A 19,515-nucleotide genomic window follows, 5' to 3' on the forward strand; every position below is an offset into this window, starting at 1 on the left:
AGCCCATGATTCGACCCGCCGCTGCCCTGATCGCCTTTGTAATCGCAATCGGGGTGGCGCGGGCCGAACCTGTTTTTCCCGACCTTGAAAGCGTCGACGTCCTGGATGCCCGCAGCGGCGCCCCCCTCACCCTGGACGAGTTTGACGCACGGATCCGATCCGCCGACATCCTGTTGCTGGGCGAAGTGCACGACAACCCCATGCACCATATCGGACAGGCCGCGATACTGCGCCAACGCTTCGCGAATGTGGACCGGCCCGCCAGCGTGGTCTTCGAAATGCTGCCCCGATCAAAACAGTCGACCATTGATGCCTATCAGGGCGGTGCGGCCGGCTTTGCCGACGCGATGGGCTGGCACGACACCGGCTGGCCGGATGCGGCGATCTATCAACCGGTTTTTGACGCCGCATTCGCCTTGGAGGCCCGGCTGATCGCCGGCGATCTGGATCGGGATTTGATCCACACACTCTACAGCGACGGGACGGAAGCCCTCCCCTCTGCCGTGCTTCGCATGTTTCGATTGATGGACCCATTGCCGGATTCAGTGCGAAGCGAAATGACAGAGCTTCAATTCCGGTCCCATTGCGAGTTGTTCCCGCGCGAACGGATGGCGGGCATGATCACGATCCAGCGCGCCCGCGACGCCGCCCTGGCGGAGGCGGTAGCGGACGCCAGGCTGCGCTCGGGCGGACCGGTCGTCCTGATTGCAGGAACGGGTCACGTCCGCATCGATCATGGTGCCGGGGCTCTTCTGCGCCGTGCCCTTCCGGAGGATGTGGTTCTTGCCATCGGGTTCGTGGAGCGTGATTCGTGGCAGGGCGCGCCGGCACCTTATGACCTGGTGATTGTAACCGACCCACAGGACCGACCCGATCCCTGCGACGCCTTGCGGAAAAGCCACGGGCGTTCCGGTTCCGATTAAGGGTTGCGTAACCTTTGCCGACCTAGACTTGCGGCACCGCATGCAACACGGCTCTGTCATGACCAGGCTGGAATTCGATGTATCCGCGCTGGACCATTCCAGCATTCGAGTGCGCAGGATCTACGACTACTGGAACGAGATTCGCGCCGGCCGATCCATGCCGTACCGGTCGGATTTCGATCCGACGGACATTCCCCATCATCTTCCCGGCATTCTGTTGATCGATATCGAGGGGGTTCGCCCCGACGGAACCGGGATCTATCGCTATCGGGTTGTCGGCCAGTGGGAAGTGGCGGCGCGCGGTCACAACCCGACCGGATCCCTGGTGGAGGACGGCTTCTTCGGACCGAGCCTGGAAAGCTGCCTGACGGATTACGACACGGTTCGGCGGACCGGGACGCCGCTGTTCGCCCCGCTGGACTTCATCGATTCGAGGGGCCTGCACGTCAACGAATACTCGATCGTGCTGCCCTTCACCGACAATGGGGTCGAGGTGTCCAAGATCCTGGTCTATTCCGAACGGCGTGTTCGCGCGGAAAACGACCTGCCTTACTAGCCCCCCCGGCAGCCTCATGACCGAAATGCTACGCGCCCGCGACAAATCCCCGGCGCGCGCGACCTGAACTTCACGGTGGCTTCATGACGCGGCCACGGGTGCTTCATGCCCCGGTTCTACGCTTACCCTCTCGAAACACATCCCGAGGGGGGAGTTTGTCATGAGGAAACTGTTCTCGGCGCTCAGTCTCGCCATTCTTGTCGGCGTCTTCGCCGCACCGGCCAAGGCCGAACCGATCAAGCTTGCGGTGACCGACCTGGTCGGCCTGGAAGAACTGCAGCGCGAGTTCGGGGAGTTTGTAGCCGTTCTGGAAGACGCCACGGGTCACGAGATCGAGTTCCTGCCGGTTACGAACCGCACCGCCGCGTCCGAGGCGCTGCGCTTCGGCAAGGTCGATTTCGTTCTGACCGGTCCTGCCGAATATGTGGTGATGAAGAAGCGCACCAATGCGGAGATCGTGGTCGGTTTCTCGCGCCCGGACTATTTCGCTGTCCTGATCACGCTGGCCGAAAACGGCTATGATCTGCCGACCGATCTGAAAGGTAAAAAGATCGCCCTCGGTTCCGTCGGTTCGACCTCCAAGCATCTAGGCCCGATCCAGGTCCTGGCCGACTACGGCCTTGCGCCCCAGAAGGATGTCGAAGTCATTCACACCAAGGTACCGGTGGCCTGGGAAGCGCTGAAGAAGGGTGATGTCGCCGCAATGGGCGTCAATCACATCAAGTTCCTGAGCCTGCGCGAAAAGGAAGAATCGACGGGCGGCCTCCCCCCCGGTGCGTTCCGGATCGTCGGTCGCGGCCCTGATCTGCCGAATGACGTCCTGATGGTCGGGGCCCATGTCGGCAAGGATGTCGTCGCCGCCTTCAGGAAGGCCTTTGTGGAACGGTCGGACGACCTTGTGGCCGCCATCCTGACCGGCGAGGACAATCAGAAATACAAGGGGATGCGTTTCATCTCCAACATCCAGGACAGCAACTACAACTACGTCCGTGCCATGTATGAAACCGCAGGCTATCCGGAATATGCCGATTTCATCGGCAACTGACCGTCTCCGGGTCGCCCTGACACCGGGCGGGAATGCGGATAAGGGGGGAGCGTCGGATCGGCGCTCCCCCGCCGCCTTCGACCGGGATGCGCGGCATTCGGATGCCGCAACGGCTCTGACTGTCCGCGGGCTTCGCAAGACCTATCACGGACCGGAAGGCGCGCATGAGGTCCTGCGCGGCATCGATTTCTCAGTCCAGCGCGGCCAGTCGGTGGCTATCGTTGGCGCAAACGGATCCGGCAAGAGCACCGCGTTGCGCTGTTCCATGCGCCTGATCGAGCCGAGTGCCGGTGATATCCGCATCGACAACACGGCCATTACCGGACTTTCCGGCAAGGCCCTTCGCCAGGCGCGGGCCAAGGTCGGCTTCGTATTTCAACGTCATAATCTCTGCGCGCGGCTCAGCGTCTTGAGCAACGTACTGCATGGCGCCCTGGCACGCGGGGCCGGTCCGCGCGCCTGGAGCCACAGCTTTGCAAGCAAACTGGAAAGGGACCAGGCGCTCGAATCCCTGCAACAGGTCGGTCTTGCGGATCTGGCCGGTCGGCGCGCGGACAAGCTTTCCGGTGGCCAGTCGCAGCGTGTCGCCATCGCACGCGCCCTGATGCAGGAACCGACGATGATTTTTGCCGATGAACCTGTTGCCAGTCTGGACCCAAAGGCCGGCAGGGACGTCATGACCCTGTTTGCCCGACTGCAGCAGCAAGCGGGGATCACGCTGGTCTTCGTGTCCCATGATCTGGAACACGCCCTGGACTATTCTGATCGTGTCATCGGCCTGAAATCGGGCCGTCTGGTCCTGGACCGGTCGAGCAGCGGCCTGTGCCCGGACGACCTGGCCTGGCTGTATGAGACGGAGGCGGCCGAATGAGCGGCCCAAGGATCGACCCGCACATGCCGGCGCGCTGGCAGAGTCCGGGGCTCCTGCCCGGCATCCTGTTCGTCGCCTTCGTGGCGTTCTTCGCCTGGTCGCTCAGCCGGGCGGGTATCTCCATTCCGGATCTGATCGCCGGTCTTCCAGCGATGGGCGTGATCGCATCCGAAATGGTCCCTCCGGCGACGGACCGCTTTGTGCCAATGCTGAATTCCGTCCTGACCACCTTTCAGATGGCATTGGTCGGGGCGGCGATCGGGATCGTGCTGAGCCTGCCGGTCGCGGTCCTCGCCGCCCGCAACTTGTCGCCGCATCCGGTCGTTTATTCAGGGGCCCGCGCTCTGGTGAGTTTTCTGCGCACGGTACCCGATCTCGCCTGGGCGCTGTTCTTCGTCGCCTCGGTCGGGCTTGGACCTTTTGCCGGCACGTTAGCGCTGATTGTCGACACGGTCGGCTTCTGCGGCCGGTTTTTCGCCGAGAGCATGGAAGAGGTCGACCCCGGTCCCGGCGAAGCACTGGCCGCAATGGGCGCACGGCGGATCGATATCGTCACCTGTGCCGTCCTGCCCGCCGCGACGCCGGGACTGACCAATGCCGGTCTGTTCTCCCTGGAAAAGGCCGTCCGGTCCTCGGTCGTGCTCGGTCTCGTCGGTGCGGGTGGCATTGGTGCGGAACTGGCCGTATCCATGGAAATGTTCCGCTACGACCAGGCCGCAATGATCGTGCTGATGATCTTCATCCTGGTCCTGGGTGTGGAGCGGTTCGGCGCCTGGGCACGCGCGAAGCTGCTCGACGGCGCCAACCCCAGACTGTAACCCTTACCTTCCACCAGAAACGGACGGACCATGCCAGACAGCATCACCACACAGGACAGCGTCACCCTGCGGAATGTCCGCGCATTGCTGCCGGAGGGGTTTCAGGACGGCGTGACCATTGCCATCCATGATGGTCGCATCACCGAAATCGGGGACGGCGCCGGCCCCGCCGCCGCGGTGGATATCGATGGAAGCGGCCTGACGGTCATGCCGGGTCTGATCGATCTGCATGGCGATGCCTTCGAGCGTGAAATGGCGCCACGCCCTGGCTGCGGGTTTCCTCTGGATCTGGCCATCGAATCCAATGACGCCAATCTGATATCCGCCGGCATCACCACCTTCTATTATTCCATCACGGACGGGTTCGAGCCCAGCGTTCGGAACCGTGCGACCGTGCGGGGCCTGCTGGACGCAATCGAAGCGCGGCGTGACCGACTGGTCGCCGACAGCCGCATCCATATTCGTCATGAATGCGTCGCGACCGACGATCATGACGAATTGCTGAGCTGGATCACCGACCGGCGCATCGACCTTCTGTCCCTGAACGACCACCTGCCGATGCCGGGCGATACGGGCAAGCTGGACCGATACCGGGCCGGTGCGCAACGGCGTTTCACCATGTCCCCGGATGACCTGGAACGCTTCATTGCCGACCGGCAATCCCGGCGCGATCTGGGCTACGCGCAGACGGTCGAACTCGCCGCAGCCGCCCATGCGGCCGGTGTGGCGCTGGCATCCCACGACGAACGGACCGCGGAGGATGCGGCCCGCGCCGAGGAGTTGGGTGTCCGGATCTGCGAATTTCCGTTGACCGCCGAGTGCGCCGAAAAGGGACTGGCACGCGGGGCGGCGGTGGTCATGGGTGCGCCAAACCTGGTTCGCGGCGGCAGTCACGTCGGCGGCACCAGCGTTCGGGATGAAATCGCCGAGGGCCGGGTCAGCATCCTAGTCAGCGACTACTTCTACCCAAGCCTTCTGCGCGCCCCCTTCCTGATCGCGGAACTGGGCCTGCTGCCGTTGGAGAAGGCATGGGAGCTGGTCTCCGGCAATCCCGCCGAAGCCGTCGGTCTGGGCGCCCGGAAGGGCCGCATAGCAGTAGGCGCGGACGCCGACCTGATCGGTTTTCGCGGGGCAAGCGGTCTGGCAGGCGATATCGCCCTGGTTTCAGCACGGAACCGGCTGCGCCGAACCGCCGCCTAGCGTCAGATCATATCTTCGATGTCGATGTCGGGATCGACGGGCACGCCGTATTCCTGTTTCGACGCACGAATACCGATGGCCGAACGCACATTCGCGACATTCGGCGCGGCGGTCAGCTGGCTGGTCAGGAAACGATTGTAGCTGTCCAGATCCCGAGCGACGATCTTCAGCAGGAAATCGGTATCCCCCTGAAGCATGTGTGCTTCACGTACCAGCGGCCAGCCCCGGGCCATCTCCTCGAACTGTCGAAGATCCGACTCGGCCTGACTGACCAGACCGACAAAGGCGAAGACCGTCACATCGAAACCCAGCATCTCTCCATCCAGATCGGCATGATAACCGCGGATGAAGCCGGCCTCCTCCAATGCCCGCACACGGCGCAGGCAAGGCGGTGCCGAGATACCGGCGCGCTTCGCCAGTTCCACATTCGTGATCCGGCCGTCATCCTGCAGGTCGCGCAGAATCTTCTTATCGATTTTATCCAGTTTCGCGTGGCGCATGACGCAATGAGTCCTTTCGACCGGCGGTAATGCCAATTGGGCTGGAATTACCCTGACGAGACGTTACACGCAATAATATTATATCCACAGCGTACATTTTCAGCCGCTTGCCAGCCCCTGAGGGCACGGGCATAACCGGGGAATGCACCGATCCGGACACCCCTCCAACCCTGCGGACAGGCCGACCTGCTGGATTCTGACGGATGGCAGGCCCGGCAACGTGAACCCTGCCCTGGGATTGGCCGAAGCCGCCGGATTGCAGATCGAGGAAAAGCCGGTTGTTCTGGCCAGGCCGTGGGTCTGGTTGCCGCCCGGGCTCTGGCCGCCCGGCGTGATGGGAACCGGCAGCCCGGCTTCTGCCTCCCTGACACCCCCGTGGCCGGACGTCACGATTTCCTGCGGTCGGCGCGCAATCGGTCCCGCGCTCGAAATCCGGCGGCGCAGCGCAGGGCGAACCCGAACCGTTCATATCCAGCACCCCCGCATGAACCCCGGACGTTTCGACCTGTTGATCGTCCCGGAGCATGACCGACTGACCGGACCGAATGTCGAGGTTGTCTGCGGCTCGGTCCACCGTGTCACCCGCGAGATGCTGGACCGGGCGGCCCAGGAATGGAAGGGCCGCCTGGCGCACCTGCCGACGCCGCGCATCGCGGTCAGCATTGGCGGCAGCAATGCCGCCTATCGTTTCGACGCGGCGGTCGGCCATCGGGTCGGCAGCGATCTGGCACGGCTGATCCGGGAGACCGGGGCGGGCCTGATGCTGACCTTTTCCCGCCGGACCGACCCTCAGGCTGCCGAAGCGATCAGAGGCGCACTCGATGGAAGCGGCGCGGAGATCTGGGACGGCCAGGGCGACAACCCCTATTTCGGCTATCTCGGCCTGGCCGACCGGGTTCTGGTCACCGGCGATTCGGTGAACATGGTCTCGGAGGCCGCGGCGACCGGCCGGCCGGTCCAGGTGATCCGATTGCCGGTATCCGGACGGGCGGAAAAGTTCGAACGGTTTCATGCGGCCATGGAGCGTCACGGCGCCACCCGACCCTTCGAAGGAACCCTGCAGGATTGGGACTTTCAGGCGCTGGACGACACCGAACGCGCCGCCGCGAGACTGAATGCCCTTCTGTCGCGACGGGACAATTCCGAAACCTGACCCGTTTTTCGTCGATTTTCGGCGGCGACTCTCCTACATATGCCTTTCGGGAGGAGTGACCGTCGCGTTGTAAGGTGACCCCATGCCAATGGATTGGGACAGACTGCGGATTTTCCACGCCGTGGCCGAGGTGGGCAGCTTCACCCATGCCGGTGAGAAGCTGAACCTCAGCCAGTCGGCGATTTCGCGCCAGATTTCCGCGCTGGAAGAAAGCGTGCGCGTTCCGCTGTTCCATCGTCATGCGCGTGGCCTTCTGCTGACCGAACAGGGCGAAATGCTCTACCGAACGGTCAAGGATGTCTTTCACAAGCTGAGCATGGCCGAGGCGCGGCTGGCCGAAACCAAGGACAGGCCGTCCGGACCGCTGAAGGTCACCACGACCATGGCCTTCGGGTCCACCTGGCTGACGCCGCAGATCAAGGAGTTCATCGACCTTTTCCCGGAGGTCGAGGTCACCCTGCTGCTATCCGATGAGGAGTTGGACCTGGGCATGCGCCAGGCCGACGTTGCCATCCGCATGTCGCCGCCGCGCCAGCCGGACCTGATCCAGCGGCCGCTGATGAGCGTCAAACATCTGATCTATGGCAGCCCGGAATACTTCGAACGGCGGGGCCGTCCCAATGCCGCACCCGACCTGGACCATCACGATCTGATCGTCTTCGGTGAGGAAGCGCCGCAGCCGTCCAAATCCGTGAACTGGCTTCTGGATGTCGGCGCACGACCGGAAACCCCGCGCCGGCCGATTCTACGCGTCAACAATGTCTACGGCATTTATCGCGCAGTGCGTTCGGGCCTCGGCCTTGCCGCCCTGCCTGAGTTCATGCAACCGGAACAGTTGAAGCTGGAGCCGGTTCTGCCCGAGCTGGAAGGCCCGGTTACACAGGCCTATTTCGTCTATCCCGAAGAATTGCGCCATTCGAAACGGATCACCGTCTTCCGCGACTTCCTGCTGCGCAAGGTCGCCGAACACAATTTCTAGCGCACCGCCGGATCGCTATTCCGCCGCCTGGGGCTTTGTGGATCCCAGTTCCTGGTGGCCGAATTTCGATTGCGCCATGACCCGCCGCACCATGGGTTCGAAGAACTCCAGCGGCAGCGTGTCATAGTCCGGGTCGAAAGCGTTCTGATCGTAGTTCTGGCAGAAATAGACACAGTCTTCGTAATAGGGATGGTCTTTGTACCGGTCCCGCGCATTCCGGTCCCCGCCCAGGAAATGGTCATAGTAATAGCCCTGGAACAGACCGTGATGCTTCACGATCCAATGGGTCTTGTCCGACACGAAGGGCTTCAGCATCGCCGCCGCCATTTCCGAATGATTGTAGGGGCTGAGGATGTCGCCGATATCATGCAGCAACGCCGCGACCACCAGTTCCTCGTCCGCGCCGTCGCGATGGGCAAGCGTCGCGGATTGAAGGGAATGGACATAACGCGTAACCCGGTAACCGCCCCAGTCGACATCCAGACTGCGCAATTGCGTCAGGATTCGGTCGACCAGATCGGCATTGAACGCGTCTTCCAGACGGCACAGCAGCTCCCAATCTTCCTTGGTGCCGTCTTCCATCCTGGTCCAGCCGACATATTCCATCGCAAGCCTCCTTCGGTTTCCCCGATCTGACAGCGGGAACCCCACCGACGTCAAGTGGCGGCTATCGGATGGGAACCAGCGGCGGCAACCGGCGTTCAAAGGGGGACGACTGCACGACCGATGTGTTGGTCGTCGCATGCACGATCAATCGATCGATCAGTACCTCCAGGTCCTGCACGGTCCGCACATGGGCCTTGGCGACAAAGCAATCATCCCCGGTAACCCGGTCGCTTTCGACGAATTCCGGGGTCTCAGCCAGGATCTCAGCCACCTTCTGCAGTTTGCCGGGCAACGGACGGATGCGCAGCCAGGCCGTGATTGCAAGGCCGATGGCCGCTGGATCTAGATCGATCGTATACCCCCGAATGACACCGGCCTCTTCCAGGCGCCGGATACGTTCCGCGACACTGGGCGCGGACAGCCCCACCAGACGCGCCAGCTCCGCAGTGCTGATGCGGGCATTCTCGGACAGGGCCGTAACAATCCGCATATCCGTTTCGTCCAGAGACGCGTTTTTCAATCGAAGTTTAAACATAAAAATTTCCTTTTGTTCGAATTTATATTTCCACATCTTCCTTCAAATATCCATTCAAACCTCCCCATTCACCATGCATTTTGTGCCTTCCCAGGAAAGAGGAGGCCGGCATGGCGGAAATGCAATCGGGTTATGGTCGGGTCGCGACGCGGGTACCGCCCCAGGCATGGTTCGGCGTCAGCGCGATCTTTCACTATCTGGGGCCGTCCTTCGCGGTACTGCTCTTTCCGGCGGTCGGCGTACTGGGCGTCGCCTGGTTCCGTGTTGCTTCCGCTGCGGCGGCGTTCTGCCTGATCACCTCCCCCATCCGGACATTCCGGCAGGCCAATTGGACAGGCCGTCTGTTGCTTGTGGGGCTGGGGCTGTGTCTCGCGGTGATGAACACGTCCTTCTATCTGGCGCTTGAAACGCTGCCGATGAGCCTGGTCGCAGCGATGGAGTTTGTCGGCACGATCGCGGTCGCGCTGATCGGACTGCGCAACGGGCGGAACCTGGCCGCGCTCGCGCTGACGGTCCTGGGTGTCGCGGTTCTGATCGACGTGAAATGGGTGTCCGACCCGATGGGCCTTTTCTGGGCGGCGCTGAACGCATTGTTGTTTGTCGGCTATATCGTGCTGGGGCATCGCGCGGCCGCCAACGGCGCGGATCAGGGGGTCGAGCGCCTGGGCGCGGCGATGCTGATCGCCTTTGTCGCCCTGATGCCGATCGGCATCGCCCAGGCCGTGGCCGTTCTGGACCAACCGATGCTGATTCTTGCCGGGGTCGGGGTCGGAATCTGTTCTTCGGTGATCCCCTATATCTGCGATCAGTTGGCCATGTCGCGGCTGCCGCGGGCCAGCTTTGCCCTGATGCTCGCCCTGCTGCCCGCGACGGCGACCCTCATCGCCGCCCTGGTCCTGGCTCAGATTCCCAGTTTCCGAGACTTGTTGGGTATCGCGCTGGTGATGGCCGGGGTGGCGATCCACAGGCCTCTGCGGTAGGTCGAAGGCGGTGGCCTTCTTAGCGTCGGGCCTCGCGCCAGGCGACGAACAGGCCGCCGCCGATCACCAGGCCGCAGCCGAGCCAGACCGACAGCGCCGGAAACTCACCGAAGATCAGGTATCCCAGGATCGTGGCCGTAACCATCTCAAAGTAGGGCATCGGCGCCATCGCGGACGCCTCCAGCCGGTCGGCTGCCCAGACGATCAGACCGTGCCCCAGCGTCAGCACCGCCCCCATGATCGCGATATGCAGCCATTGTTCGGCAGTGAAGGCCTGGTATACCGGCCAGGCCAGTGGCGTCATGCCGATCGCGCCGACGATGCCCATCCAAAGCATGGTCACCATGGGCGGGTTCCGGCCGGCATTCTTGCGCGCGATCAGCAGGTATAGGACCAGACAGATCGCCCCCCCGACGGCGTAGAGGGAACCGATTTCGAACCGCGCCGTGCCCGGCTTCACGATCAGCAGCATGCCGACAAATCCGACGGCAACCGCCCCCCAGCGCCACGGACCGACCCGCTCCCCCAGAACAAGGCCCGAGACAGCGGTAACGATCAACGGCGCGACGAAGAGTGTCGCCGTTACCGTCGGCATCGGCAGTTCACGCAATCCGAAGAAGACCAGCACCGTCGCCCCGGCAACCGAGAGGCCGAGGCCGATCTGGGTCAGGGGGGCTTTCGGAACCAGCGCTCTGCGGCCATAGAAGGCCAGCGCCAGGGGCAACATGTAGACGACCTGAGCCAGCCAGCGGCCCCAACCGATCTGCAGCGGATGGACACCGCCGATCCCCATCGCCTTCGCGATCGCGTCAGAGACGGGCAACAGCAGGAATCCCAGGCCGGCGGCCAGAAACCCCAATGTCACCCGCACTGACGGGGTGGCGATGTCCGGTCCGGCCGTCACTACATGTGGATCGGTCGACCGTCGACGGCCAACGCCGCCTCCTTGACCGCCTCGGCAAAGGTCGGATGGGCATGGCAGGTCCGCGCCACATCCTCCGCAGAACCACCGAACTCCATGATCGTCACGATCTCGTGGATCAGGTCACCGGCATTCGGCCCGATGATATGCGCCCCCAGAACCTTGTCCGTCTCGGCATCGGCCAGAATCTTGACGAACCCGTCCGTGGCATCGTTCGCCTTGCCGCGGGAATTGGCGGAGAAGGGGAACTTACCGGACCGGTATTTGCGGCCTTCCTCCTTCAACTGCTCTTCCGTCGCGCCGACATCGGCAACCTCGGGCCAGGTGTAGATCACGCCGGGGATTGCGTCGTAGTTGATATGCGGCTTCTGCCCCGCCAGCATTTCGGCGACGACGACGCCTTCATCTTCGGCCTTGTGGGCCAGCATGGCCCCCGGGATGCAGTCACCGATGGCGTAGATGCCATCGACATTGGTCTTGTAGTGGCTGTCGACCTGGATCACGCCGCGCTTGTCACGCTCAACGCCCAGTTCGTCCAGGCCGAGGCCTTCGGTATACGGGCGGCGACCGATGCACAGCAGGACCTTGTCGCAGGACAGCGTTTCGGCGTCGCCGCCAGCCGCCGGCTCCATGGTCAGATCGACACCGGACTTGGTCTTCTTTGCACCCGTGACCTTGGTCTTCAGTTTGAACTCCATGCCCTGCTTCTTGAGGATACGCATGAAGTTCTTGGACACTTCGCCATCCATGGTCGGGACAATGCGGTCCAGGAACTCGACCACGGTGACCTTCGCCCCGAGACGGCCCCAGACGGAACCGAGTTCCAGCCCGATGACCCCGCCGCCGATCACGACCAGATGCTTCGGCACCTTGTCGAAATCCAGCGCGCCCGTCGACGTGACGATGGATTTCTCGTCCACCTCGATACCCGGCAGCGGCGTCGATTCCGACCCCGTCGCGATGATGATGTTCTTGGTCTCGACGGTCTTGCCCTTGTCCTCGCCTTCCGTCACGGAGACCTTGCCGGGCGCGTCGATATGGCCACGGCCCTTCAGGTAGTCGATCTTGTGCTTCTTGAACAGGAACTCGATGCCCTTGGTCAGGCCGTCGACGATTCCGGCCTTGCGCGTCATCATCGCGCCCAGATCCAGCTTTGGTTTCACCACAATGCCGTGGTTAGAGAAGGAATGCTGGGCCTCATGATACAGTTCGGAGGATTGCAGCAGCGCCTTGGACGGGATGCAGCCGACATTCAGGCAGGTGCCGCCCAGCGCGCCGCGCATTTCCACACAGGCCGTCTTCATGCCCAGTTGCGCGGCCCGGATTGCGGCCACATAACCGCCCGGACCGCCGCCGATTACTACGACGTCATAGGTATCGCTCATTGTCGAGAACCCCCGATTTGGATGGCTGTTCCTTGGTTAGCCGGACATTGCCCCAAAGCGGTCGGAGGGGCAACCCGCCGGGGCCGGAGGAATGTGCGTCCTTTGACACGACGACCCACCGCCACCACATTAGACCAGTCGCTTGAGCGAAGGAGTTTCCGATGCGTCGCATGATGCTTGTTTCCGCCCTGACCATTCTGATGCCACTGTCGGGCAGCCCGGCCCTGGCGCAGGAGGACAAGACGCCCGAAACCCTGGCCCTGGAAGGGCTGGACCGGATGATGCGCGCGCTGGAACTCTTCGTCGACACGATCCCGCTCTACGAGCCGCCGGAAGTCCTGCCGAACGGCGACATCATCATCCGGCGCATCCCCCCTCAGGACGATCGCAGCCCGAGACGGGACAAGGAAGAGGATGAAGGCGTCAAGGACATCTGACGCCAGACACCCGAATTCCGTCGATTTCTGTTGCTCATGGTCGGTTCGCCGACCACAATGTGATCACAAAATGAGCAGCCATAACGACCCGACCCCACCCGACGACTCGTCCCCCGCCGGCACCTTGCAGGAGCGGGTCTATCGCGAATTGCGCGAAGAGATCATGCTGGGCCGTTTCCGCCCCGGCGAGGCGATGACGATCCGCGGTCTGGCGGAAAAACTGGGCACCAGCATGATGCCGGCCCGCGAGGCACTGCGCCGTCTGGTCGCGGAACGGGCCCTGGACCTTCTGCCCAATCGCCGGATCGCCGTGCCCCACATGACGCCGGAAACGTTCCGGGAACTGACCGAAGCACGGGTCGCGCTGGAGGTTCTCGCCGCACGCCGGGCCTTTCCGCAGACCGATGCCGCATTGGCCGACCGTCTGGATGCCATCAATGCCGAACAGGACCACGCCATCGCCGCCGGCGACTGGGCCGGCTATCAGGAACGCAACCGCGCCTTCCATTTCACGCTGTATGAATGCGCACCCGGTCGGGTGCTGATGCCGCTGATCGAAAGTCTCTGGCTTCAGATCGGACCGTTCCTGTACCTGACACGCGAAAGCCTGGGCACGACCTATCTGGAAGACCGGCATGTGGAGGCCATCAGCGCCATCCGCGGCCGGGACGAGGACGCATTGGCCCTCGCGGTGGAACAGGACATCCGGGACGGCATGGGCGGCCTGCCGGCACTGTTGATTGAGCGGGAAGCGGTTTCAGAGGCCGCAAGCGGCGCGCGCTAGGGCTCAGTATTCGTTGATGTCGGGTGAGTCGTCCCGGCGCCGCTGAAACAGCTTCCGGATCAGGAACACCGACACCACGGACAGGACCGCGAACGCGATCAGCACGTCCTGCCAATCCTCGAGCAGGATCGTGTCACTGAACCAGAAGCGGTTCTCCGCAAACAGCGCCGCCGACACCAGCGCCGCCGCCACCCCGACCGGCAGGACGAACAGGTTCAGCCCGATCATGATGTCGGCGATGATCAGCACCATCGCCAGGATGATCCAGACCTCCGGTCGAAACAGCCAGTAGGTAATCGATACGAAGTGATCCATCGGCCTGGCCCGCCTAGCCGCTTCGCCGCGATCCGGCCAGCGTCTCCGCCAGCACCTGAAGCGAGCCGATGGCACCGGTCACATCCGTCGGGACGATGACGGTTTTGGCGTTATCCGCACCGGCAACCGCGGCCAGCGCATCCACCTGGCGTTTCATGATCTCGAAATCGATGGCCGGCTGACCGTTCTCGGCAATGGCCTTGGCGATCAGACGGGTCTGTTCGGCATCCGCTTCGGCCGCGACCTTGACCGCATAGGCATTGGCTTCGGCCTGAACGCGGATCGCCTCTGCATCCTTCTGTGCCTCGTACAGCTTGGCCTCGGCTGCCAGTTCGACCGACCGTTTCTCGCCTTCCGCCTTCGCAATGGTCGCGCGGCGCTGACGCTCGGCGTTGAGTTGCTGGCGCTGTGCTTCCTTGGTCTGCTCGTCGATGATGACGTCCGTGATCTCGGTCCGGGTGATCTCGATCCCCCAGACCTCGGCGGCCTGCTGCAGGTTCTTGGCGATCTCCGCGTTCATGGATTCGCGCGACGACTGCAGCTCGTCCAATTCCAGCTTGCCGGCCGCGGACCGGACGATCGAGGTCGCGGCGGTATAGATCGCCTGATCGATATTGTTGATGCGATAGACGGAGGAAGCGGCATCCAGCACGCGGTAAAAGACCGTGGCCTCCAGACGGACCTCGACGTTGTCGCGGGTGATGACCGATATCTCGAATTCCGGAAGCTGGCGCTCCAGGATCGAAATGCGGTGCGCAACCCGATCGAGGAACGGCACGATGAAGTTCAGTCCGGCGCTGAGCGTCTTCGTGTACTTGCCGAACCGTTCAACGACATAAACCCGGCTCTGCGGGACCACCTTCACGCCCTGGAAAACCAGGATCAACGCAAACAGCACCAGGATCAGCACGATGGCGCTGGACAGCGATTCCTGGATCAGGCTCGAAATCTCGGGACTCACGGGTCTTTCCTCCCCCAATCGAAAGCGCCTTCTTCATACACGTATTGGCGTTGCGGGGGGGAAACAAAAACGGCCCCGGAGGGTATCCGGGGCCGTCTTTTTCGTACTTCTGAAAACCGGACTTACTGCGATTCCGGCGCTGCGCCGGTTTCGTCCCGGAAGAACCGGAAGAAATCGCTGTCCGGCGGGCCGACATAGGTCGTCGTATCCCCGGAAAGCCCCTTCTGCATGGCTTGCATCGAACGCCAGAAATCAAAGAATTCGACGTTCTTGCCGTAGGCCTGGTTATAAAGGGCCTGCGCTTCTGCGTCGCCCTGACCGCGCAGGATCTCGGCCTCGCGCTCCGCTTCGGCAACGATAACACGCTTGCGCTTATCGGCCTCTGCACGGATGCGTTTGGACTCCTTGTCACCCTCAGCGCGGACAAGCCGGGCTTCCTGCTCTCGTTGGGTGCTCATACGATCGAAGATTGCCTTGCTGTTCTCAGCCGGGAGGTCGATACGCTTAATGCGGACATCGACGACCTCCACCCCGAAATCCTTCGCCTCGTCTGCAACGATTCGGGTGAACTCGCTCATCAGTCGGGCTCGTTCCGGCGTCAGGACCACGGAAAGTTCGACTTCACCCAGAACCCGACGCAGGGCCGAGTTGATGAGCGCATCGAACCGCTGCTCCATGTTAAATTCGGTCCCGACCGTGGTGTAGAAATCCAACTGATCGACGATCCGGTACCGTGCGAAGGCGTTGACGACCAACTGCTTCTGGTCCGCCGTCGGAATCTCCTGAACCGTCGCGTCATAATCCAGCACGCGCTTGTCGAAGAAGCGGGCCGTATCGATGAACGGCAGCTTGAAGTTCAGGCCGGGTTCGGTGATCGAGCGTTGCACCTCACCAAAACGCAGCACCAGTACCTGTTCCGTCTCGCGAACGGTGAACGCGGCGCTGGCCGTGACGATCAGGCCGATGACGACGATGACGAGGACTGCGATACCTTTCTTGTTCATTGGCTCGCCCCCCGGTTCTGGGACTGCTGGTTCGTCAGCCGGTCAAGCGGCAGATAAGGCAGCACGCCACTCCCCCCGCCTTCGCCACTATTCTGAATCAGAACCTTGTTCATGCGCTCCAGGATTTCCTCCATGGTCTGCAGATAGATCCGGCGTTTGGTGATGTCCGGCGCCTGTTCGAACTCCGTCAGAATCGACAGGAAACGCTGCGAATCCCCCTGCGCCTGATTGACCCGCTCCTCCTTGTAAGCTTCGGCAGCACGCAGGATACGTTGGGCCTCACCTTCGGCGGTCTGGGTCACTTCATTGAAATAGGCCGTTGCCTGGTTGATCATCCGTTCGCGGTCGGCATTTGCGGCCTGCACGTCACGGAAGGCGCCGATCACTTCACCCGGCGGCTCCACACTCTGCGGATTGACCTGGGTGATCTCGATACCGGCCTGATAGCTGTCCAGAATTTCCTGAATCCGTTTCTGGGCATCCAATCCGACCGCATTCCGACCTCGGGTACGGATGTATTCGAACCCACTCTTACCCACGATTTCGCGCATTGCAGCCTCGGCGGCATTGCGAACGCTCTCCTGGGGATTGCGGACGTTGAAGAGGAAATCTTCCGCCTTCTTGATTTTCCAGAAAACCGAGAACTGTACGGCGACGATGTTCTCGTCCCCCGTCAGCATCAGGCTTTCCTCATCAATCACGCGTTTATTGCCGTTGCTAAGGTTCTGGAACCCGATGTTGACCTGGTTGATCGCGGTCACATTGGGCAGCAGGACTTCACCGATCGGGGCCGGGAAGTTATAATTCAGGCCAGGCTCGGTTGTCGCGACGAGCTTGCCAAAGACAAGTTCCGCGCCGCGCTGTTGCGGCTCCACGCGGTAAAAGCCGGTCGCCAGCCAGCCCAGAACGACCAGCAGGATCAGGGCAACTATGCCCTTGCCGCCCAGACCTCCAGGCATCATGGATTTCAGTTTCTCCTGGCCGCGCCGGACCATTTCCTCGACGTCGGGCGGTTGCCCGCCCGGTCCGCGGCCACCGCCGCCGCCCCCGGGGCGCCCCCAGGGACTGTTCGGCCCACCGCCACCATTGCCGCGATTGCCGCCGCCACCCGAGCTACCCCAGGGGCCGCCGCTGTTATTTTCCCATGGCATCTCGTTCTATCCGTCCGCCGTTGTTGTGCTGATGCGTTCAGGCACCCTGCCCGACCGTTGTCACGTTCCGTGCCCGGTCAGGACGCGCCGGGTGCGTTCCGGAATCCCCGTTTCGACCCGGTTCGCGGCGCATAACACTCGATTTTACCGGTGCAAACAACCCGTGCGTCAAGCCCGGTCCGGATTTCAGGGCTTTGCGCCGCCTCCCCGCTTCATATATGTAGCCGAAAGGCAATCGCCAGCGTCGCCCCCCGAGAATGCGGCGCTTTGTCCAACTATTTCGACCGACCGTTCGCAGGAGGACCCGCATCCATGGCCGACATCACCGAAGACAGCGTCCGCAAGGCATTGGGCGGCGTACGGGCGCCAGGCGGCAGCGACGTGGTGAGCGCGGGGCTGATCGCGGGGATCGTGGTCAAGGACCGAATGGTTCAGGTGACGCTGGAAATTGACGATCCGGCGAAGGCCGAAAGCTACGAACCGGTGCGTCGGGATGTCGAAAAGGTCGTCGGCGCGATGTCCGGGGTTCTGAACGCAACCGCCATCCTTACGGCGGAGGCGCCGAAAGGCGGTGGCGCCCAGAAGCCCGCCGCCCCTGCAAAGAAGAAGGGTTCGGACCAGATTCGCCAGATCGTCGCCGTGGCCAGCGGCAAGGGCGGCGTCGGCAAGTCCACGACGGCGGTCAACATCGCATTGGCGCTGAAACGGCTCGGCCTGTCAGTCGGGATGCTTGACGCCGACATCTATGGACCGTCACAGCCCCGCATGCTGGGAATTTCCGGCAGCCGCCCGAATTCGCCGGACGGCAAGACGTTGGAGCCGCTGGAAAGTTTCGGCATCAAGGTCATGTCCATCGGATTCCTGGTTGCCGAGGACCAGCCGGTAGTCTGGCGCGGCCCGATGGTCATGGGCGCCCTGCAGCAGATGCTGGACGATGTCGCCTGGGGCGAGCTGGACGTTCTGATCGTCGACATGCCGCCCGGCACGGGCGACGCGCAGCTGACCATGTCGCAGAACGTGCCGCTCGCCGGGGCGGTGATTGTCTCCACCCCGCAGGACATCGCGCTGCTGGACGCCCGCAAGGGTCTGAACATGTTCCGCAAGGTCGATGTCCCGGTGTTGGGTATCATCGAGAACATGTCGATGTATGTCTGCCCGAAATGCGGCCATGAAGCCCATATTTTCGGGCATGGTGGGGCGAAGATGGAAGCCGAGAAGCTGGGCGCCCCGTTCCTGGGCGAAATCCCGCTGGAGATCGAAATTCGCGAAACCGCCGATGGCGGGAACCCGATCGTCGTGTCCAAGCCTGACAGCCCGCACGCAGCGGCTTACATGGCGGTCGCGGAGAAGGTTCGGGACGCCTTGGGGGCCGGCGGCGGGCGCGCGGCCCCGCGCTTCGTGACGGAATAGGGCGGTCCGGTTCCGTGCGGTGGAGCCGCGGATCGGCATGGAGACGGGCCCTCGGGTGCTTGGTACTGGGTGCCACCGTTCTCATCGGCGACCCGACCGCCCACGCGCAAGCGGCCGACAAGCGGGAAGAGACGGAGTCCCGCCTCATCCAGCTGATCAACGCCGCCCGTACCGAACGCAGCCTGCCGCGCCTGAACTATGAACCGCGCCTGACCCAGATCGCCCGTCAGCTGACGCTGTCGATCTATGCCGGACAACGCCTCAACGCCCTGTCCGACGGGCTGGAACAGCTGCTGCAGGACAAAGGCTATCCCCATATCCAGTTCGGCGGCCGCTACGCGACGACCGAAGGGGCCGTCGGCGACATGCTGAACGAATGGCTGCGGGAAGGCGGACCGGACAGCATCCTGGTCAATCCGAACGTCCAGGAAATCGGCGTTGCCTATCTGAACAGCGACGGTTCGCTGGTGCCGAATATTCCAACCAACATCTGGGCCGTCGTCATCGCCGAACCGGCCCGCCCGGCAGAAGGCGACTGGCGTCGTCGGGTTCTGCAGCTGGTCAATCAGTTTCGTGCCGCCAACGGCCTCCCCGCGCTGAAGCCAAACGCCTTCCTGGACCGGGCGGCAATGGCACATTCCCGCGACATGCTGGCCCGTGATTTCTTCAGCCATATCAATCCCGACGGCGTGGGGCCCGGCGAACGGGCCCGGGCCGCCGGCTACAGGTGGACCCGAATCCTGGAAAACATCGCCGTCGGTCAACGCACCCCCCGGGAGGTGGTCAACGCCTGGGTCGCGTCGAAGGACGGTCACCGCGAAGCGATGCTGGACCCGGCAGTCACCGAGCTGGGTGTCGGATACATTTTCGCGCCCTTCGATCCGGGACGAATTTCATCCCTTCACTATTGGTCGATCAGCCTCGGCAGGCCCGAATAGCCGTGCTAACCTCGCGCCCGATCACGGCACAGGAGGCATGGT

22 protein-coding genes are annotated in these 19,515 nt (G+C 62.9%); 13 read left to right on the forward strand and 9 right to left on the reverse strand.

Annotated features, from left to right (window positions below; genetic code table 11):
- Window positions 1–5 precede the first annotated feature (5 nt).
- The 6 genes from R8L07_05155 to R8L07_05180 all read left to right on the forward strand — a co-directional run bounded on the left by R8L07_05155 (window position 6) and on the right by R8L07_05180 (window position 5,413).
- On the forward strand, window positions 6–923 hold the full coding sequence (locus R8L07_05155) for a ChaN family lipoprotein (protein ID MDW3204911.1): 918 nt from the start codon (window positions 6–8) through the stop codon (window positions 921–923).
- 58 nt (window positions 924–981) lie between these two features.
- Window positions 982–1,479 (forward strand): PAS domain-containing protein, encoded by a 498-nt coding sequence (locus tag R8L07_05160; protein MDW3204912.1) that lies wholly within the window; start codon window positions 982–984, stop codon window positions 1,477–1,479.
- A 160-nt stretch (window positions 1,480–1,639) separates the two neighbouring features.
- On the forward strand, window positions 1,640–2,524 hold the full coding sequence (locus R8L07_05165; GenBank protein ID MDW3204913.1) for a PhnD/SsuA/transferrin family substrate-binding protein: 885 nt from the start codon (window positions 1,640–1,642) through the stop codon (window positions 2,522–2,524).
- The gene (locus R8L07_05170) at window positions 2,502–3,395 is read left to right on the forward strand and encodes an ATP-binding cassette domain-containing protein (protein MDW3204914.1); all 894 of its coding nucleotides are present in this window, start codon (window positions 2,502–2,504) and stop codon (window positions 3,393–3,395) included. The genes R8L07_05165 and R8L07_05170 overlap by 23 nt, the downstream gene beginning before the upstream one ends.
- On the forward strand, window positions 3,392–4,213 hold the full coding sequence (gene phnE / locus R8L07_05175; GenBank protein MDW3204915.1) for a phosphonate ABC transporter, permease protein PhnE: 822 nt from the start codon (window positions 3,392–3,394) through the stop codon (window positions 4,211–4,213). Before R8L07_05170 ends, phnE begins: the two co-directional genes overlap by 4 nt.
- A 30-nt stretch (window positions 4,214–4,243) precedes the next feature.
- Window positions 4,244–5,413, forward strand: coding sequence for an alpha-D-ribose 1-methylphosphonate 5-triphosphate diphosphatase (locus tag R8L07_05180; protein ID MDW3204916.1), 1,170 nt, complete (start codon window positions 4,244–4,246; stop codon window positions 5,411–5,413).
- Window positions 5,414–5,415: 2 nt separating this feature from the next.
- On the opposite strand, the gene R8L07_05185 is transcribed toward R8L07_05180, so the two are convergent.
- Complete coding sequence (locus R8L07_05185) at window positions 5,416–5,913, reverse strand: Lrp/AsnC family transcriptional regulator (protein MDW3204917.1); 498 nt, start codon at window positions 5,911–5,913, stop codon at window positions 5,416–5,418.
- A 142-nt stretch (window positions 5,914–6,055) separates the two neighbouring features.
- Here R8L07_05185 and R8L07_05190 point away from each other — a divergent pair, with 142 nt between their 5' ends.
- Together R8L07_05190 and R8L07_05195 are read left to right on the forward strand one after the other, a co-directional pair.
- Complete coding sequence (locus R8L07_05190; GenBank protein ID MDW3204918.1) at window positions 6,056–7,066, forward strand: mitochondrial fission ELM1 family protein; 1,011 nt, start codon at window positions 6,056–6,058, stop codon at window positions 7,064–7,066.
- Window positions 7,067–7,154: 88 nt separating this feature from the next.
- Entirely contained in the window at window positions 7,155–8,045 is an 891-nt protein-coding gene (locus R8L07_05195) for a LysR family transcriptional regulator (GenBank protein MDW3204919.1), read from the forward strand.
- Between the two features lie 15 nt (window positions 8,046–8,060).
- On the opposite strand, the gene R8L07_05200 is transcribed toward R8L07_05195, so the two are convergent.
- Together R8L07_05200 and R8L07_05205 are read right to left on the reverse strand one after the other, a co-directional pair.
- Window positions 8,061–8,651 (reverse strand): HD domain-containing protein, encoded by a 591-nt coding sequence (locus R8L07_05200; GenBank protein ID MDW3204920.1) that lies wholly within the window; start codon window positions 8,649–8,651, stop codon window positions 8,061–8,063.
- A 61-nt stretch (window positions 8,652–8,712) separates the two neighbouring features.
- Window positions 8,713–9,186 (reverse strand): Lrp/AsnC family transcriptional regulator, encoded by a 474-nt coding sequence (locus R8L07_05205; protein MDW3204921.1) that lies wholly within the window; start codon window positions 9,184–9,186, stop codon window positions 8,713–8,715.
- Window positions 9,187–9,296: 110 nt separating this feature from the next.
- On the opposite strand from R8L07_05205, the gene R8L07_05210 reads away from it, so the two are divergent.
- Window positions 9,297–10,166, forward strand: a complete 870-nt coding sequence (locus R8L07_05210) for an EamA family transporter (protein ID MDW3204922.1) — start codon at window positions 9,297–9,299, stop codon at window positions 10,164–10,166.
- A gap of 19 nt (window positions 10,167–10,185) precedes the next feature.
- Here the strand turns inward: R8L07_05210 and R8L07_05215 are convergent, their stop codons facing one another.
- Both R8L07_05215 and lpdA read right to left on the reverse strand, forming a co-directional pair.
- Window positions 10,186–11,070: an EamA family transporter gene (locus tag R8L07_05215; GenBank protein MDW3204923.1), complete on the reverse strand. Its 885-nt coding sequence runs from the start codon at window positions 11,068–11,070 to the stop codon at window positions 10,186–10,188.
- Window positions 11,070–12,473, reverse strand: a complete 1,404-nt coding sequence (gene lpdA, locus R8L07_05220) for a dihydrolipoyl dehydrogenase (GenBank protein ID MDW3204924.1) — start codon at window positions 12,471–12,473, stop codon at window positions 11,070–11,072. Before lpdA ends, R8L07_05215 begins: the two co-directional genes overlap by 1 nt.
- A gap of 161 nt (window positions 12,474–12,634) precedes the next feature.
- On the opposite strand from lpdA, the gene R8L07_05225 reads away from it, so the two are divergent.
- Together R8L07_05225 and R8L07_05230 are read left to right on the forward strand one after the other, a co-directional pair.
- Window positions 12,635–12,910: a hypothetical protein gene (locus R8L07_05225; protein ID MDW3204925.1), complete on the forward strand. Its 276-nt coding sequence runs from the start codon at window positions 12,635–12,637 to the stop codon at window positions 12,908–12,910.
- 70 nt (window positions 12,911–12,980) lie between these two features.
- Complete coding sequence (locus tag R8L07_05230; GenBank protein MDW3204926.1) at window positions 12,981–13,694, forward strand: GntR family transcriptional regulator; 714 nt, start codon at window positions 12,981–12,983, stop codon at window positions 13,692–13,694.
- Window positions 13,695–13,697: 3 nt separating this feature from the next.
- On the opposite strand, the gene R8L07_05235 is transcribed toward R8L07_05230, so the two are convergent.
- The 4 genes from R8L07_05235 to hflK form a co-directional block, all read right to left on the reverse strand.
- Window positions 13,698–14,009, reverse strand: a complete 312-nt coding sequence (locus R8L07_05235; GenBank protein ID MDW3204927.1) for a hypothetical protein — start codon at window positions 14,007–14,009, stop codon at window positions 13,698–13,700.
- Window positions 14,010–14,022: 13 nt separating this feature from the next.
- Window positions 14,023–14,970, reverse strand: a complete 948-nt coding sequence (locus R8L07_05240; GenBank protein MDW3204928.1) for an SPFH domain-containing protein — start codon at window positions 14,968–14,970, stop codon at window positions 14,023–14,025.
- 122 nt (window positions 14,971–15,092) lie between these two features.
- A complete protein-coding gene (gene hflC, locus R8L07_05245) occupies window positions 15,093–15,974 on the reverse strand; it encodes a protease modulator HflC (protein MDW3204929.1) in 882 nt (293 codons plus the stop codon).
- Window positions 15,971–17,125 carry an FtsH protease activity modulator HflK gene (hflK, locus tag R8L07_05250; protein MDW3204930.1) on the reverse strand — a complete coding sequence of 385 codons (1,155 nt, stop codon included), beginning with the start codon at window positions 17,123–17,125 and terminating at the stop codon, window positions 15,971–15,973. The genes hflC and hflK overlap by 4 nt, the downstream gene beginning before the upstream one ends.
- Before the next feature lie 312 nt (window positions 17,126–17,437).
- Here hflK and apbC point away from each other — a divergent pair, with 312 nt between their 5' ends.
- Window positions 17,438–18,535: an iron-sulfur cluster carrier protein ApbC gene (apbC, locus tag R8L07_05255; GenBank protein MDW3204931.1), complete on the forward strand. Its 1,098-nt coding sequence runs from the start codon at window positions 17,438–17,440 to the stop codon at window positions 18,533–18,535.
- A gap of 59 nt (window positions 18,536–18,594) precedes the next feature.
- The gene (locus R8L07_05260; GenBank protein ID MDW3204932.1) at window positions 18,595–19,473 is read left to right on the forward strand and encodes a CAP domain-containing protein; all 879 of its coding nucleotides are present in this window, start codon (window positions 18,595–18,597) and stop codon (window positions 19,471–19,473) included.
- Window positions 19,474–19,515 lie beyond the last annotated feature (42 nt).

Source organism: Alphaproteobacteria bacterium (assembly GCA_033344895.1).
In the GTDB taxonomy this organism is placed as follows: domain Bacteria; phylum Pseudomonadota; class Alphaproteobacteria; order UBA8366; family Aestuariispiraceae; genus Pacificispira.